This is a genomic window from Pseudoduganella sp. LjRoot289 (assembly GCF_964252925.1).
In the GTDB taxonomy this organism is placed as follows: Bacteria; Pseudomonadota; Gammaproteobacteria; order Burkholderiales; family Burkholderiaceae_D; genus Rugamonas.
In genome coordinates, this window is sequence record NZ_CAXUPN020000001.1 from 6,506,943 (window position 1) to 6,523,829 (window position 16,887).

The 16,887-nt window shown below is 60.9% G+C and carries 12 protein-coding genes and 1 tRNA gene; 6 read left to right on the plus strand and 7 right to left on the minus strand.

Annotated features, from left to right (window positions below; translation table 11 throughout):
• Positions 1 to 73: 73 nt before the first annotated feature.
• Positions 74 to 1,159 carry a TMAO reductase system periplasmic protein TorT gene (gene torT / locus ACSQ8Y_RS28010; RefSeq protein ID WP_436269652.1) on the plus strand — a complete coding sequence of 362 codons (1,086 nt, stop codon included), beginning with the start codon at positions 74 to 76 and terminating at the stop codon, positions 1,157 to 1,159.
• A 17-nt stretch (positions 1,160 to 1,176) separates the two neighbouring features.
• On the opposite strand, the gene ACSQ8Y_RS28015 is transcribed toward torT, so the two are convergent.
• From ACSQ8Y_RS28015 to ACSQ8Y_RS28025, 3 genes are all read right to left on the minus strand, one after another.
• A complete protein-coding gene (locus ACSQ8Y_RS28015; RefSeq protein ID WP_436269653.1) occupies positions 1,177 to 1,542 on the minus strand; it encodes a DUF1840 domain-containing protein in 366 nt (121 codons plus the stop codon).
• Positions 1,543 to 1,721: 179 nt separating this feature from the next.
• Positions 1,722 to 2,438 (minus strand): substrate-binding periplasmic protein, encoded by a 717-nt coding sequence (locus tag ACSQ8Y_RS28020; RefSeq protein WP_436269654.1) that lies wholly within the window; start codon positions 2,436 to 2,438, stop codon positions 1,722 to 1,724.
• 38 nt (positions 2,439 to 2,476) lie between these two features.
• Entirely contained in the window at positions 2,477 to 3,853 is a 1,377-nt protein-coding gene (locus ACSQ8Y_RS28025; protein ID WP_436269655.1) for a methyl-accepting chemotaxis protein, read from the minus strand.
• Between the two features lie 776 nt (positions 3,854 to 4,629).
• On the opposite strand from ACSQ8Y_RS28025, the gene ACSQ8Y_RS28030 reads away from it, so the two are divergent.
• The 3 genes from ACSQ8Y_RS28030 (at position 4,630) to ACSQ8Y_RS28040 (ending at position 8,836) form a co-directional block, all read left to right on the plus strand.
• The gene (locus ACSQ8Y_RS28030; RefSeq protein ID WP_436269656.1) at positions 4,630 to 6,348 is read left to right on the plus strand and encodes a methyl-accepting chemotaxis protein; all 1,719 of its coding nucleotides are present in this window, start codon (positions 4,630 to 4,632) and stop codon (positions 6,346 to 6,348) included.
• 221 nt (positions 6,349 to 6,569) lie between these two features.
• The gene (locus ACSQ8Y_RS28035) at positions 6,570 to 7,085 is read left to right on the plus strand and encodes a chemotaxis protein CheW (RefSeq protein ID WP_436269657.1); all 516 of its coding nucleotides are present in this window, start codon (positions 6,570 to 6,572) and stop codon (positions 7,083 to 7,085) included.
• Between the two features lie 32 nt (positions 7,086 to 7,117).
• Positions 7,118 to 8,836 (plus strand): methyl-accepting chemotaxis protein, encoded by a 1,719-nt coding sequence (locus ACSQ8Y_RS28040; RefSeq protein WP_436269658.1) that lies wholly within the window; start codon positions 7,118 to 7,120, stop codon positions 8,834 to 8,836.
• Between the two features lie 111 nt (positions 8,837 to 8,947).
• On the opposite strand, the gene ACSQ8Y_RS28045 is transcribed toward ACSQ8Y_RS28040, so the two are convergent.
• From ACSQ8Y_RS28045 to ACSQ8Y_RS28055, 3 genes are all read right to left on the minus strand, one after another.
• Positions 8,948 to 10,591: a methyl-accepting chemotaxis protein gene (locus ACSQ8Y_RS28045; protein WP_436269659.1), complete on the minus strand. Its 1,644-nt coding sequence runs from the start codon at positions 10,589 to 10,591 to the stop codon at positions 8,948 to 8,950.
• Positions 10,592 to 10,677: 86 nt separating this feature from the next.
• Positions 10,678 to 11,109, minus strand: a complete 432-nt coding sequence (locus ACSQ8Y_RS28050; RefSeq protein ID WP_436269660.1) for a phosphate ABC transporter substrate-binding protein — start codon at positions 11,107 to 11,109, stop codon at positions 10,678 to 10,680.
• A 13-nt stretch (positions 11,110 to 11,122) separates the two neighbouring features.
• The gene (locus ACSQ8Y_RS28055; RefSeq protein ID WP_436269661.1) at positions 11,123 to 12,241 is read right to left on the minus strand and encodes a hypothetical protein; all 1,119 of its coding nucleotides are present in this window, start codon (positions 12,239 to 12,241) and stop codon (positions 11,123 to 11,125) included.
• Between the two features lie 296 nt (positions 12,242 to 12,537).
• Here ACSQ8Y_RS28055 and ACSQ8Y_RS28060 point away from each other — a divergent pair, with 296 nt between their 5' ends.
• A complete protein-coding gene (locus tag ACSQ8Y_RS28060; RefSeq protein WP_436269662.1) occupies positions 12,538 to 13,518 on the plus strand; it encodes a helix-turn-helix domain-containing protein in 981 nt (326 codons plus the stop codon).
• 202 nt (positions 13,519 to 13,720) lie between these two features.
• On the opposite strand, the gene ACSQ8Y_RS28065 is transcribed toward ACSQ8Y_RS28060, so the two are convergent.
• A tRNA-Phe gene (locus ACSQ8Y_RS28065) sits at positions 13,721 to 13,796 on the minus strand.
• A gap of 455 nt (positions 13,797 to 14,251) precedes the next feature.
• Between ACSQ8Y_RS28065 and ACSQ8Y_RS28070 the strand changes: the two genes are divergently transcribed.
• Positions 14,252 to 16,876 carry a bifunctional diguanylate cyclase/phosphodiesterase gene (locus tag ACSQ8Y_RS28070; protein ID WP_436269663.1) on the plus strand — a complete coding sequence of 875 codons (2,625 nt, stop codon included), beginning with the start codon at positions 14,252 to 14,254 and terminating at the stop codon, positions 16,874 to 16,876.
• The last annotated feature ends 11 nt before the right edge of the window (positions 16,877 to 16,887 follow it).

The following is a 16,887-nucleotide window of genomic DNA, read 5'->3' on the forward strand; positions in this document are numbered from 1 at the left end:
AAAGGTCACGATGTCTAATCAACGTAAGCGAGTACTTGCCGTTTTGAGCGCGCTCGGGCTGTGTGTTTTTTCAGTGCGCGCTCAGCAAGTGCCGGATGCGGTGAAGTTCGCGCCCATCCCGGTCCATTCGATCTACCGCCCACTGCAGGCCAACGGCACGGCCGACGACGCCTTGGCGAGCGGCCGCGTGGTGCCGGGCAGTTATGGCATGGCGGCGCGCGCCACCAAACGTTGGCGCATTGCTTTCCTGTTCCCCCACCTGAAGGATCCCTACTGGGTAGGCTGCAGCTACGGGGTCATCAGCGAGGCCCGCAGGCTCGGGGTGGCGGCCGACATCCTGCCGGCCACCGGCTATGACGACCTGGCCGGCCAGTTGCGCAAGATGGACCAGGCGATCGAGGCCCGCTACGACGCCATCGTCATCTCGCCCATCAACATGACCTTCAACATGGCCTCGATTGCCAAGGCCCGCGCCGCAGGCATCCCCGTGTTCGAGCTGGCGAACGACAGCCGCAGCGACGACCTGGTCATCAAAGTCACCACTTCGCTGCGCGGCATGGGCCTGGAGGCGACGCGCTGGGTCATACGCGATGCACAGCAGCGCGGGCTGAAATCGATCAATGTCGCCCTGCTGCCCGGCCCCTCGGGCGCCGGCTGGGTCAAGGGGGAGGTCGATGGCAGCCGGATCGCCGCGCAGAGCGCGCCCATCAAGGTCAATATCCTGGACATCCGCTACGGCGACAGCGATTTCAACGGCCAGGCGAAACTGGCCACGGAACTGCTCGCCAAGAACGGCAGCAAGCTCGATTACATCATAGGGTGCACCGGTTGTGCGCCGCCGGCCTACGTGTCCTTGCAAAGGGCCGGACTGCAGGACAAGATCCGGCTGGTTGCCTTCGACCTGACCGGCGATATCGCGCACATGATACGCAAGAAGGAAATCTACGCGGCGGTCGATACCAAGGGCGTCAGCCAGGCCAGGGTTGCCATCAATGCGGCCGTCAATATGCTCGAAGGACGCAGCAAGGAGCTCCCGCATACCATCCTGATCAATCTGGGCATGGTGGATTACCAAAACTACGCCGACTACCCCTTCGACACGTCCATCGCCCCCGATGGCTACAAGGCGCTGCTATCCTACGATCCCGGGTCGAACTGAATTGGCGTCGTTCCTGCTCAGACGCCCCACATGATGTATTCGTTTTGCTGGCTGGCCGAGCGCAGCATTTCCAGCAGCGGATAGGCGCGGGCAGAAAAGCTAACCCGCTGCAGCAATGCGTGTTCCGTGGTTTCGCCTTCCTCCTGCTCTGGCGTATGGGCGTCGTGCTCGACGTCCTGTTTCGGGTGTTCCTTGGTATAAGCGACTTCCTGCTCCAGCAACGAGAGCGCTTTGGTCGCTTCGGCCGCAGTGATGACGCCGCGCTGCGGACTCTTGTCCAGCAGCCGCAAAATGCGCTCGGCGTGCTCCTGAAACATCAATACTTCCGGGGAGGACTTGGATTTGAATGAAATTAACATATGCACAACTCCTGGCCATGTCATACAGGATGACGTTCAAATGCACTGCGTTTGACCAGGCAGCGGCTTGGATGAGTGCTGCCTGATGTGATGACAATAGGCTTGTTCGGCGAAATTCCCAAACGAAATCGGGCCGCTTAAGCGGCCTTTAAGGCGGGCCCGGCATTCAGCGCCCGGCCGGAGCCGGGCGGCGGTGCGCCCGATCAAGGCTCGATGTTGTTGTTCAGGAATTCCTTTTCATACTGCGCAGTAAGCTTGTCCAGTTCACCCGACTGTTTCATGGCGGCGGTGGCTTTCGCCAGTTTTTCCGCGTTTTGTTTTTTGGCGGGATTGAAGATGGCGCCCTGTTCGAATTTGGCCAGCGTTGTCAGCACCTTGATATCGCCCAGCTTCATTTTCTTCAGGCGGTAATTCCCGTCGATCTCGCTCGATACCGCGACATCGATCTTGCCTTCCTCCAGCATGGTGAACAATTGTTCCGGATTATTCACCTCGGTGACCTTCAGGCCTGCGGTGACGGTCATCGCGTGGGCCACGCCGCGGATAATACCCACCTTGTATTTTTTCAAATCGGCGATGGATGCGACCGCTTTATCGCTCTTGCCGAAGGCGGTGGAGTTCAAGTAGTAATACAAGGGCTTGCTTTGAACCAGCGAGGGATTTTTGGCGGCGTAGGCGTCGATGCGCGCAATTTCGCCGTCGATTTCCCCCGATAAATTCATTTCACTGGCGCGCGCGGCGGGCAGCGGTTTCACCTTCACCGTGACGCCCGCCTTGTTGCCGATATCGGTGATCAGCTTGGCGGCCACCCATTGGTCGGCCAGGCCCTGGTTGCGTCCCATCGTCACTTCCTCGGCCGCGGCGGCAGAGAAAACGCCCACGGAAGCCAACAAGGTGCACAGCCATTTTTTGTTCGTCATAGTCACTTTCCTTGGTTGATATAAAGCTTGCATCGGTATCAGGCGGCGCGCAGCCGCGTACGCTGTTCCGGCGCGGGGAGGCGCGCCGCGGTGGACCCGGCAGCCCGCAGAACGGGGCGGGGCGCGGTGTCGGCGAGGCGGAACACGCTCAGCGCGGCCTCCAGCGCCGTGGTCTGTGCTTTCAGCGAGGCGGCGCTGGCTGCCGCTTCTTCCACCAGCGCCGCATTTTGCTGGGTGGTTTGATCCATCAGGCTGATCGCATCGCCGGCATGGGCGATGCCGACCGTCTGCTCCTCGCTGGCCATGGTGATGGAAGTCATGATTTCGGCCACTTGAGCGACGCTGGTGACGACGTCGCCCATGATGTTCCCGGCCTCGTTCGCCAGTTGCGTGCCGGTGCCGACCTTGTTGACGGAATCGTTGATCAAGGCCTTGATCTCCTGGGCCGCCGCCGCCGACCGGTGGGCCAGGTTGCGCACTTCCGTCGCCACCACGGCGAAACCGCGGCCTTGTTCGCCCGCGCGCGCCGCCTCGACGGCGGCGTTCAGCGCGAGGATGTTGGTCTGGAAGGCGATGCTGTCGATCACGCCGATGATGTTGACGATCTTATGGGAAGCGTCGTTAATCTCGTTCATGGTGGCCACCACCTTGGCAACCGCCTGGCCGCCCTTGCCGGCAATCGCCGAGGTGGATTGCACCAGGCCATTGGCGTTCCTGGCGTTGCCCGCGTTCCGGGTGACGGTCCTGGTCAGCTCGGCCATCGCGGCGCTGGTCTCCTCCAGCGAAGAGGCTTGGGACTCGGTGCGGGCCGACAGGTCGAGGTTGCCGGTGGCGATTTCGGCAGAGGCCGCCGCGATCAGATTGGTTCCCTCGTGCACCTGTTCGATGATGCCCTGCAGGCGGCCGATGAAGGTGTTGAAATTGTCGGCCACCTCGGTGAATTCGGCATTGATGCTGGCCGGCAAGCGCTTGGTCAAATCGACCTCGCCCACGGCGATGTTGCGGATGGCTTGCTGCACCTGTTTCAAGGGGCGCAGCACGACCGTGCTCAAGCTGTGCGAGAGGGCGGCCAACAGCACTGCGAGCAGCACGCAGGTGGCCAGGGCCAGCCACAGCAAATCCTTGTGCAGGGCGGCCAGCATGTCGGCGTAGGCGATGTGGACGGTGACGTCGCCGACCGGGTTGGGTTTGCCATCCTCGAGGTAGACCAGCTTGGCGTGCCGGGTGGCCTCCGATTTGCCCACCTTGTCCGCGCCCACGGCCACCGAGCCGTCCGGCGCGCGTCCCGTGCCCGCGATTATCTTGGCGCCGTTGCTGATCGTGATGCCGACGATAAATCCGGCTGACATTTCAGCGCGCAGGCCCTGTTCGACGCCCTGCTTATCGGAATTCCATATGGCGATAGGCAGGTTCATCGTCATTCGGCTAATGGCCGCCTGCACCTGCCGTTCAATCTCGACTTCCCGCTCGCCTTTCGTCTTGACGTAGTTGATGGCGCCAAATGTCGCGAGCAGCGTGGTGATAATAAGCAGGAATCTGACATTCAGGCGAAACGCTATGCTTTGCACGTTCATAAGAATATAAGTGTATGGAGATTGACGCCTGTCATGGCTATCCAAGGCGCTGGCGCAGGGGCGCGCACCAGAAAACTTGATAATTCCGGCTTTCTTCTTTCAGTATATTTATTTACCTTTGGAATTGGAAATTATTTCTCGGAAATAAAATAGAGTATATTCATAGTGAAAGTGTGAAGGCGTTATAGCGGCACTCTTATAGCGGCGGCTATAAAAAAGATATAGGGAGATTCTTATTCTTGTGTAGGGAATTCGGTAGGGGCCTGATCTTCGTCCAATGACGAATAGATCCCGCCTGCGCGGGGATGGCGCGATTGAGAAAGCGCTATTGGTAGGGATTTCCCTACTGAAATATCGGGATTCTCCGAATGTCGGGGGTTTTGCATTCGGTGATAAAGTTAATATCCGAGCAGGTTGAAAGCGACTATCGCCGCGCGAAGGCGCTTTCATGCCCCCATCCTGCGCATCATCCCTGTCTTGCTCGATTAAGCGTTGTTGTTGGCGGCGGGTTGCTCCGGCCGATATCGATAAGCTGCTCGTCTCCACCGAGATGGATGAGATCCACCGGCCGGCGGAGCGAATCTTATTGAAAAAAAATTAAAAAAGGGGACTGATAAATGAAAAATATGAAAATTGGCGCACGTCTGAGTTGGGGATTTGCCTTGGTCCTTGCGTTCATGTGCGCACTGGCGGTGTTCGGCCTGTCCGCCATGAGCCGCATCCAGTATCAGTTGGACGATATCACCGGCGACAATATCGTCAAAGTCAAATTGCTGGTGGAGATGGAGGATGCGGTACAAACGACCGCCATCGCCGTGCGCAACGCGGTCATGCTGACGGACGAGGCGGACATGGCCTCCGAATTGAATCGGATAATGCTGCAGCGAAAAAAACATCTGGAAAATTTCAATAAGCTGTCCGAAATCGTCAAGAGCCTGGCGGGCAAGGCGGCGCTCGTCAAGATCGAGGCGGCGCGTGGGCAAACGGACCCGTTGGTGGACAAAGTGATCGGACTGGCCCGCCTCAATCACGACGAGGAAGCCGTCCGGGTGCTATTGAAGGAAGTTCGCCCGTCCCAGCGCCAGTGGCTGGAGGCGCTCCAGGCGTTTATCGAGTTGCAGGAGAACGAAACCGCCGCATCTGTCGTAGATGCGCATGCCTCATATACGGGCGCTTTCAGACTGATGGTATGCCTGGCCGTTGCCGCCCTGGTGTCGGGGACGTTGATTGCATGGCTCACCACCCGTTCCATTACCGGGCCCATAGGCGTAGCGGTCAAGGTGGCGCAAACGGTGGCGGAAGGAGACCTGACGAGCCATATCGAAGTGACTTCCAAAGACGAGACGGGACAATTGCTGCAAGCGCTGAAGGATATGAACGACAGCCTGGTCAATATCGTTGGCCAGGTGCGCAGCGGCACCGACACTATCGCCGCCGCATCGAACCAGATCGCCAGCGGCAATCTTGATTTGTCTTCCCGCACCGAACAGCAGGCCGGTTCGCTGGAGGAGACCGCGTCTTCGATGGAGGAAATGACGTCGACCGTCAAACAGAATGCGGACAATGCGCGCCAAGCCAATCAGCTGGCGATTTCGGCTTCTGAAGTGGCGCTCAAAGGCGGGACGGTCGTGTCGCAGGTGGTCGATACCATGGAGTCGATCAACGCATCGTCCAGGAAAATCGTCGACATCATCGGCGTGATCGACGGCATTGCCTTCCAGACCAATATCCTGGCGCTCAATGCGGCGGTGGAGGCGGCGCGCGCCGGGGAGCAGGGGCGCGGTTTTGCCGTGGTGGCCAGCGAGGTCCGCAACCTGGCCCAGCGCTCTGCCGCCGCGGCCAAGGAAATCAAGACCCTGATCGGCGACTCGGTCGAAAAAGTCGATATTGGCGCCAGGCTGGTCGATGAGGCCGGATCGACCATGCAAGCCATCGTCGAGAGCATCAAGAGCGTGACCGATATCATGGGCGAAATCACTGCCGCCAGCCAGGAACAGACCTCGGGCATCGATCAGATCAACCAGGCCATCAGCCAGATGGACCAGGTCACCCAGCAAAACGCGGCGCTGGTGGAAGAGGCCGCCGCCGCCGCCGGATCGCTGCAAGACCAGGCCGGCGGCCTGGCGCAAGTGGTCAGCGTGTTCAAGCTCAATGCAACGCATGCGGCCGCCGTGACGCCGTTGCGTGCGGCAAGACGTCATGTTGCGGTGGCGGCAGTGGGCTCCGCATCGCGCGCGCCCGTCACGCGCAATGCCGGGCGTCCGGCGGAGACGGTACAGCCCAAACAGGTGGTGAATGCGGCCCCGTCCGTTAATAGTGATTGGGAAGAATTCTGACGCGGCCGAGCGCCTCTCCCGCTCGCCTCGGCCCCCGTCCTCGCATCGAAGTCGAACCCAGGCGGCACCCCGCTAACTGGCAAATGCACCTCGTTGCCATCCCCGCTTGACCACAACATGGCCAAGTTTCGCGTCCCCTCCCGATGGTGACCGGCGACAGGCCAATGGCGCCTGTTTGCAATTGATTTTCCAGGCATATTGCTATTTTTAGGAGTTTTTGAGTGAGTACGGCACAAAATATCGCACCGGCAGCCGGTTCTGCCTCACAGGCGAGGGAGCTTAAGCAAGCCCTCGAATTCCTTGCCTTTACTTTGGGCGAGGAAGAATATGGCGTCGACATCCAGAAGGTCCAGGAGTTGCGCGGTTACGAAGCGGTGACCCGGATCGCCAACGCACCCGAGTTCATCAAGGGCGTGGTCAACCTGCGCGGCATCATCGTGCCGATCATCGATATGCGCATCAAGTTCAATCTCGGTACCCCGACCTACGACCAGTTCACTGTCGTGATCATTCTCAATATTGATGGTCGCTTGATGGGCATGGTAGTCGATAGCGTGTCGGACGTCATTACGTTGACGGCGGAGCAAGTCAAGCCAGCACCGGAGATGGGCGCGCTGCCGGATACGGATTACCTGATCGGCCTGGGCGCGGTTGAAGAGCGCATGCTGATCCTGGTCGACATCGACAAACTGATGTCCAGCGACGAGGTAGGTTTGATCGACAGACTGGAAGCGTAAGTTTTGTTTAAAAAAAGAAAAAGGAGATAAGGATGAAAAATCTCAAAATTGGTGGTCGCTTGGGCATCGGTTTCGGCATCGTGTTGTTGTTGTTGGCAGTTGTGGCGGGAGTCGGCATCAACGGCATGAGCCGCACGAAACTTGCGATTGACGATATTGTCGACGCAAATGTCTATAAGATGAACTTGGTGCAAGACATGTCGGAATCCGTCCACATCGTGTCGCGAGTGATACGCACGGTCGTGCTCCTTAACGAGCCGGAGGCCATGGAACGGGAACTTAAGAAGGTCGCCGCCGCGCGCGACAAATATGACGCTTCCTTGGCTGCGCTGGAAAAGACGGCAGCGAGCGCCGAGGGCAAGGCTATCCGCGCCAGGATAAACGAAGCGCGCCGGGTGGCCAATCCGCTCAACGACAAGGTGATCGCGTTGGCGAGGGCCGACAAGGACACCGAGGCGACCGAGCTCCTGATCAAGGAGGCCGGACCCGCAGTGGCGAAATGGCAGGACGCGATGGACGAGAACATCGAACTGCAAAAAGCGAACAACAAGGTGGATGTGGCCCTGGCCGGCGAGGCGTACCGGTCGGCGCGCATGCTGACCCTGACCCTGGCCGGACTTGCGATGGTGCTGGGCGCAGCCATCGCCTGGTCGGTCACACGGTCGATCACGCTCCCCATCAGTGAGGCGGTGACGGTAGCCCAGACCGTTGCACGCGGCGACCTGACCAGCCGTATTCAGGTTAAAGCGCGAGACGAGACGGGGCAATTGTTGCAAGCGCTGAAGGATATGAACGACAGCCTGGTCAATATCGTCGGCCAGGTACGCAGCGGCGCGGACACTATCGCCACCGCATCGAACCAGATCGCCAGCGGCAATCTTGATTTGTCGTCGCGCACCGAACAGCAGGCCAGTTCGCTGGAGGAGACCGCGTCTTCGATGGAGGAAATGACGTCGACCGTCAAACAGAATGCGGACAATGCGCGCCAAGCCAATCAACTGGCGATTTCGGCTTCTGAAGTGGCGCTCAAAGGCGGGACGGTCGTGTCGCAGGTGGTCGAGACCATGGAGTCGATCAACGCATCGTCCAGGAAAATCGTCGACATCATCGGCGTGATCGACGGCATTGCCTTCCAGACCAATATCCTGGCGCTCAATGCGGCGGTGGAGGCGGCGCGCGCCGGCGAGCAGGGGCGCGGTTTTGCCGTGGTGGCCAGCGAGGTCCGCAACCTGGCCCAGCGCTCTGCCGCCGCGGCCAAGGAAATCAAGACCCTGATCGGCGACTCGGTCGAAAAAGTCGATATCGGCGCCAGGCTGGTCGATGAGGCCGGATCGACCATGCAAGCCATCGTCGAGAGCATCAGGAGCGTGACCGATATCATGGGCGAAATCACTGCCGCCAGCCAGGAACAGACCTCGGGCATCGATCAGATCAACCAGGCCATCAGCCAGATGGACCAGGTCACCCAGCAAAACGCGGCGCTGGTGGAAGAGGCCGCCGCCGCCGCCGGATCGCTGCAAGACCAGGCCGGCGGCCTGGCGCAAGTGGTCAGCGTGTTCAAGCTCAATGCAACGCATGCGGCCGCCGTGACGCCGTTGCGTGCGGCAAGACGTCATGTTGCGGTGGCGGCAGTGGGCTCCGCATCGCGCGCGCCCGCCACGCGCAATGCCGGGCGTCCGGCGGAGACGGTACAGCCCAAACAGGTGGTGAATGCGGCCCCGTCCGTTAATAGTGATTGGGAAGAATTCTGACGCGGCCGGGGGCGGCGAACGCGAGAAAGGACAACGCCCGCTTGCATGGGTGGGTATTGGGCGAGCTTGTGTTCTCTGCGCTCCGTTGCATAGTGCAGGGTGCTGTACTGTTCAAAACTCTTCCCAGCTATCGGCCACGTTCATCCTTGTCGAGCCGGCTGCGCGGCGCGATATGGAACTCGTGCCTGTACTGGCAGCTGGGAGTGCCAGGAGATGCTGCGGCACAACAGTCCGTTTGACAGCTGACAGTTTGAATATGGCCAAGCTGGTGTTCAGCACGCCGGCCTGGTCCTGCAGCGATGCCGCCGCCGCAGCAGCCTGTTCCACCAGCGCGGCATTTTGCTGGGTCATCATATCCATTTGCGTGATCGCCTGGCCGATCTCGCCAATCCCCATGCTCTGTTCCTGGCTGGCCTCCGTAATCTCGCTCATGATGTCGGTGACCCGCTTGACCGATGACACAATCTCATCCATGGTTCGCCCGGCCTGGCCGACGAGGCGGGAACCGATTTCCACTTTTTCAACAGAGGTGTTGATCAGTTCCTTGATTTGCTTGGCGGCGGCGGCGCTGCGCTGCGCCAGGTTACGCACTTCGGATGCGACCACCGCGAATCCGCGGCCCTGTTCGCCGGCGCGCGCCGCTTCCACCGCCGCATTCAAGGCCAGGATATTGGTCTGGAACGCGATCCCGTCGATGACGCTTATGATATCGACGATTTGTCTGGCCGACGTGTTGATATCGTCCATGGTAGCGACCACCTGGCTGACCACGTCGCCGCCCTTGACGGCGACATCCGAGGCCGTGACCACCAGCTGATTGGCGTGCCGCGCATGATACGCGTTTTGCCTGACGGTACCGGTCAGGGTTTCCATCGCACTGGCGGTCTGTTCCAGGCTGCTGGCCTGCGATTCGGTACGGGACGACAGATCGGCGTTGCCGGAGGCGATCTCAGCACTGGCGACCCTGATCGTCTCGGAGGCGAGCTTGATGTCCGAGACGATGCCGCCCAGTTTGCCTTGCATGAGTTTCAGGACAGCCAATACGCTGCGCTGGTCGCCGTCGCTGGTGGCGATCTCCATCGACAGATCGCCGGCCGCGACGGCATGCGCGATGGCACAGGCGTACTCCGGCTCGCCGCCCAGCTGTTGCCAGATCGAGCGGACGACGTAAAGCGACACCAGCGCGAGGCTCAGGATCACCACGATGGCCACCAGGATATTCGTGTACAGGACCTTGTGCACACTGGCATCGCTATCGGCGACGCCAGCCTTGAATTGCTGTTGTGCCGCATCGTTGGTATGGCTTAGGTCGGCCTCCAGTATCGTCAAGCTCTTCTGCATGGGGCCGATGGCCGGGCCCGCGTCGCCTTGCTCCATTTCCAGCATGATGCGCGCAACGCTCAGCGCCGGCACATAGTAATCGTCGAACTCCTTGCCCAGGCGTTCGGCCAGCGGCCCTTGCCCCGGAATCGCCGCCAGCGCTTTGATTCGTTCGCGCACCTTGAGCGCTTGTTCGCCCACGAGAGCGATGCGCTTCTTGTCCCCCTCGGAGACCGCCTCCCTGAGCGTGGCGCTGACCCGGTTCACCTCCAAGCCCAGGGCTTTAGTCTGGTCGAGCAGCGGATAGTCGATTTCCGCAGTGGCATTGATCGATGCGATGGCCCCGGTCGTGAAATAGACAGCGATGGTCAGGCCGACGCCAAATAACATCGTGGCGACCGCGGGCAAGGTCCAGATTCTGCGTTTGATGCTCATTTAATTGGATTCCTTTGCGCGACGATCACGTCGATAAAACAGATCAAGCAGGATGGCCGCCGTCTTGCGGCCATGGACTTTGAAAATCAAGGAATGAACACAACCTTGACGGAGGCGTCAACACTGCTCTTGTCGATGTAGCCGATGGCGTTCGGGTCGTTGGCGACGGCCTTTCTGATTTCCTTGCTGTCCGGCAGATTCCGTGGCGGCTCGCCCTTGCTGGAGAAGATGATCCTGGACCAATAGGACTTCATTTGCGTTGCCGATTTGTGCACGAGCTTGTTATAGAACTCCTCACGCTGCGGCGAGTTTTCCGCCTGGTCCAACGGCACCGCAGTTGCGCCGCCTGGAAACGTCGATGTCTTCCCCAGGAAGATGTCCGACACCTGCTCGCCCGACAGCGCAGCCGTCGCGTTTTTTGCCGATATGATTGCCACGACTTCCGCCGACGCGCCGCCGGCCGTCAGCGCCAAAAGAAGGCCGAGCATGGGTAACTGAAGGCTATGCTTAGACGACATGGTATCTCCCTGTTCAGAATACGAAATCGACGGCGGTGCTGAGTACGTTTCCGCCCGCTGCGCCGCTCGCGTTGATGAAGAGACCGGTCGATCCGGCACCGGGGCGAATGTGGTCATACTGCACCTTGATGTCGGCGTTACGCATGAAGTCCCAGCGCAGGCCCAGGGAAGCCGATTGCTGCGGGTTTGCCGGGAACACCGTCGGGGCGGCGGTTTGCTGCATTTGTCCATAGGTGAGGTAGGGCGTGTAGGCGCCCAAACGGACACCGCCGGTCAGGTAGGCGCCGGTTCTCACACCGCCGATGTCGAATGGCCGCTTCTTGACCGTGCTCCGGGATCCTTCGGCCATCACGAACCAATCACTGGCGTCGTATGAGAAGCCGGCGGTGGCGACCTTGAGCGGCACATCGCTTTCGCAACCCGTACAGCCAAAGGCGTTTAAGAACGCGAGGGCTGGCATGTCCATCTTCGTCTGTACGTAGCCAAGGCGGGCGGTGAGATTGCCGGATTCGATGGTGTCGGAGAAGCTAATGCCCTGCTTGAATTTCGATTTTGCGCCACCGCTGTTCGTGTTTTTGGTCTGCCCATACATGAGCGTTGCACTGTTCTTGACGCCGCCGAGCGTGGAACGGTAGGTGGCGTCGACACCGTCGTTATTCGTTAGCACTAGCAGGTTATACACTTCAACCGGTGGACGAATCCAGGGGTTGGTATACCCCACTTTGCGCGACTCCGACCACATGAAGGTGGGAACGAGAACGCGACCGGCACGGACGCTGAAATCCGGCGTGAAAGCGTACTTGAGGCTGGCCCACTCCACAAAAGGCCGGTAGGAATTGTCCCAGCGTTGCTCCGAAACGATTTGCACCACGGCAGACAGTTCATTGCTCAGCTTGGCGTTGACTTGCGCACCGGCGCGGCTATCGACACTGGTGCTCCAGTCCCGCGTCTTGCCGACACCGTTTGGTTGAACCCAGTAGTTGGAAACGAAGTCCGCGTTCCGCATGCTGGAGTAAGCGATGCCAAGCGTGCTGAAACCCGTCACCTTGAACATCGGCTGGCTGTCCTCGGCCAGTACCGTACCCGCAGCCATTGCGAGGATCGCTGCTGCGGCTATTTGCCTTCCTGCCATCCGGTTTCTCCTTGTGAACGTTGATATAAATTGGATGGCAATTGTAATTTCCATCTTGCAACACAACTTGTCTGTGGCGGTACATGGATTCGACCGAGGCGGCCCTTTGTGCAGAAGCGGGATGGGGGCGTGCCCCGCATGTGCCGTGAAGCGCGGCCGCGGTCAGGATTCCCTTACATCACTTGGCGTCATGTCTGACGGCGAAGTCAGGCGTGACTGATGGACGCCGGCGTCTAGTCCCGGCATGCTTGCAGCTTGTGCGAACGCGGTGGAGGCGCCGCCAGAAGGAGACCAGGATGAAGGATCACCCGACAGCGCCGCCGGGACTGCCAGTACATTCGATATCGACGCGTCACGTCCCGCCCGGTAAAGAGCTCGATTACTGGCGTGAGGCGAGCGGGCCCGCCTGTCCGGTGCACTTCGAGGCTGTGGGAGAGCGCCGCTTCCATGGCGATTTGGCGTTGTCCCGTGTCGGTGACCTGGGATTGAGGGATATCCGTATCGGCCCGCTCATGGTGGAACAGTCTTCCGAACTGCTTAGCCGGCGCGGCAGCGACGTGTTGCAATTCACCATAGTCACATCGGGCGTGCTGGAGTGCGCGCAGGAAGGCCGGCACGTCAAGCTGGGGCGCGGAAGCGGCGCCTTCGTGGATGGCGCGCGCCCTTACACAATGCTGAACCGGGAGGATGTGCACATGCTGGTGCTGCAAATTCCCCACGTGATGATGGCGGGGGGAGTGACCGGAAGCGATGCCCTGATCAATCGGGACTTGGCGCTCGCCAGCGAGCTGTTCCCACTGGTGATGGGATACGTGACGCAACTGGCCGCGCACGCCGCCCAACTCGATGCGCTGTCGGCCCGCCGGGTTGGCGGCAATCTCGCCGATCTGGTGAACGCCATGCTGGCCGACGTGGCGCGCAAGACGCCGTTTTGCCTATCCCAACACACGACCGCCGCGCTGATGCGGGTGCATGCCTTCGTCGCGGCGCATCTGGCCAACCCCGATCTGGACCCGCACATGGTGTCTCAGGCGCTACGGCTGTCGCCGCGCTATATCAACAAGTTGCTCGAGGCGGAAGGCACGTCGCTGGGACGCTTGATCTGGCACCGCCGGCTGGAGCGGATCGCGGCGGATTTGCGCGACCCGGTGCTGGCGCCGCGCACCATCTCAACGATCGCGCTGGCGCGCGGCTTCAACGACCTGTCCCATTTCAGCAAGACCTTCCGGCGCCGCTATGGCAAGACGCCGCGCGAGTATCGTGGATCCTCACTATAAAACCAGCGGCCGCGCCGAGATCACGCCGGGCCAGGCAGGGAAAGCTAAAGCGCGACTTGATGATGTGGGAAAGCGGGCCGTGGATTGACCCCAAAAGAAAACGCAAGGCAGAAAGCATAAACCGGGCATTTCCCAAATCGGGGCACAGGCGCCAGAAAGCAAAAAGCCCAACCATGTGGGCTGGGCTTGTTGCTCGATTCTTTGGTGGCCCGGGGCGGAATCGAACCACCGACACAAGGATTTTCAATCCTCTGCTCTACCAACTGAGCTACCAGGCCAAGAGCGCGCAATTATAGCAGGGCAAAATGGCTTTGCCAAGGAATCATTTGCTTTTTGGCGATAGACTGCCGGTGCGGTGCTGTTTGAAAACGATTTCTCACCCAATTTTGCACCAATAGCGGGCGCGGCTGCACCGGGATCGCTCGCTGCGTGGGCGTATGCCGTGAGAATCACCGCTTGCTTCCTCTGGCGTAACGGACTGTGGTTCTGGGCATGATCGTTGCTTGGTATAACGAGGGGCGGCAATGATCGCCTCACCCAAAACCGGTCTAACGAGGGACCGGCAGGACAACGACGTCCGTCTGGCTTGGCATGATGCCGAGGCTGGGCGGGCGTTTTTTATTTTCTGGAATATGGAATGGCAGCGAAGGTTTAATACATGCCGATCACAAGGACTGCGGCGATCCGCAGAAAGCAAGCGTGGCTGCCTTGGCTGATTTTGGCGGTCGGTTTGTTGTCGACTGCCATTGCTGGCTGGCAAATACAAGGCCAGGCCGAGCACGAATTGTCGACGCGGCTTTACCTTCAAAGCAATGAAGCAAAATACAGCGTGGAGCGGCACGTCAACGCCTACACGGAGGTCCTGTGGGGTGTGCAAGCGCAGTTTGCCGTCCATCCCGACATGTCGCGGCTCAGCTTCCAGAAGATCGCCGCCTCGCTGGACCTGGAGCGCCGTCTGCCCGAGGTCAGGGCGGTGGGGTTTACGCAAGGCAGCGGCATGCCGCAAACCTCCTTCCTGATCCAATACATCGAGCCCATCGCCAGGAACCGGCGCGGTGCCTGGGCCGACCAGGCGGCCGAGCCCAAACGCCGCGCCGCCATCGAGCAAGCCCGGGACAGCGGGGAATGGGCGGCAAGCGGCCGCGTACGTTTATTTGCCGATCCGGGCAATGTCGACGGCGTGGTCCTGTACCTGCCGCTGTACCACGGCGGCGGGACGCCCGCCAGCCTGGCCCAGCGGCGCGATCAATTCTACGGCGTGGTGTTCCTGGGCATCGAGGTGGACAGCATGCTGCGCAGCGCGCTCCATCCGCAGCGGCTCGGGCAATTGCACGTGGACCTCTACAGCGCGGGGACCGGCGAGCGGGCCGGTCCCGCCCATCTGGTCTTCCAAAGCGGCGGCGCCGTCCCGGCCGGGCGGCAAGCGCCCGCGCTTTGGCAGGACCTCGAACTCGGCGCCAGCACCTGGCAGATGCACGTGACGGCGCTGCCGGAATTTGGCCGCGGCCCGCGCGACGGGCTGCCCTTGCTGGCCGTCGTGATCGGTACAATGCTGAGCGTCGGCGGCTTTTCCCTGGTACGGGCGCTGCAGTCCTCGCGCCAGGCGTCCGAGGCCTATGCCAGCGAAGTTGAGCGCGCCATGCAGTTCAAGCAAAAAGAACTGGTGGGCATTACGGAATCGATAGGCGAAGTGCTCTGGACCTTCGATTTTCCCGGATGGAAGATCAACTACGTCAGCCCGGCGGTGGAACGCATGTACGGCCGGCCGGCCACGGCGTTTTACGAGGATCCCAACCTCTGGCTCAAGTGCGTCCATCCGGCGGACCGGCAAAAAGTGATCGCCCTCTCGAAGAGCCTGGTCGATGTCGGCTGCACCACGTTTCAGTATCGCATCGTGCGCCCCGATGGGGAGGAGCGCTGGATACGATACGAGGCCCACTTCGTCGCCGGCGCGGCGCCCGGCATAGGCCGCGTCGACAGCGTCGGCAGCGATATCACGCAGCAGCACCGGCTGGAGGAGTCGTTGCGCATGCAGGCCAGCCACGATCAGCTGACCGGCCTGCCCAACCGCACCCTGCTGCAGGATCGCCTGCGGCAAGCGATCGGCCACTACGCGAACTCGGCGTCGCCGATCTGGATCGCCTTTGTCGACCTGGACCGTTTTAAATTCGTCAACGACAGTGCCGGTCATAAGGCCGGCGACATCGTGCTCAAGGAAATCGCCAGCCGGCTGCAGTCGGCGGTGCGCAGCACCGACACGGTGGCACGGCTGGGCGGCGACGAATTCGTGCTGCTCATGTCGGAACGGCCCGACCGGACCGCGAGCTCCGCCGCAGCGGCCATGCAGCGCATACTCGACGTGGTGGCGCAGCCGCTGACCATCGAGGGCCGCGAGTTCTTTCCCACTTGCAGCCTGGGCGTGGCGCTTTACCCGGGCGACGGCGCAGATGCCGACACGCTGATGAAGCATGCCGACGTCGCCATGTACCGTGCCAAACAGCAGGGCGGCAACAGCTTCCAGTTCTTTACCGAGTCGATGAAAGCCGAAGCGCTGGGGCGGCTGCAGATCGAAGGCGACTTGCGCCGCGCGCTCGCGCAGGAGGAATTCCTGCTCCACTACCAGCCGCAGATCGACTTGCGCAGCGGCCGTATCGTCGGCATGGAGGCGCTGGTGCGCTGGCAGCATCCCACCCTGGGCATGATCGCGCCGGCTCGCTTCATCGGCCTGGCAGAAGAAATCGGCTTGATCGTCCCGATCGGCGCCTGGGTGCTGCGCACGGCGTGCGCCCAGTGCCAGGCGTGGCAACAAGCCGGCCTCGGGCAGTTGCGCGTCGCGGTAAACCTGTCGGCGCGGCAGTTCGCCCAGCAAAACCTGGTCAGCATGGTCACGGCCATCCTGCGCGAAACCGGACTGGCGCCGCAGTACCTGGACATCGAACTGACTGAAAGTTCGGTGGTCCAGGATGTCGAGCGCGCGGTGCACATCCTGTCCGAACTGAAACGGGCCGGCGTGCAAGTGTCGATCGACGACTTCGGCACCGGCTATTCCAGCCTGTCTTCGCTGAAGCGCTTTCCCATCGACGTGCTGAAGATCGACCAGTCCTTCGTGCGCGACATCGCGACCAATGCCGATGACGCGGCGATCGTGGTCGCTATCATCTCGCTGGCGCATCACCTGAAGCTCAGGGTGATAGCCGAAGGGGTGGAATCGCAGGCGCAGCTGGACTACCTGCGCCGGCACGGCTGCGAAGAAATGCAGGGCTATTACTTCAGCAAGCCGCTGCCGGCCGCCGGATTTGAACATATATTGCGCAGCGGCCGGAATCTTGCGCTACAGTTCGACGGCGTCGCGGCATAGCCCGCACAGCT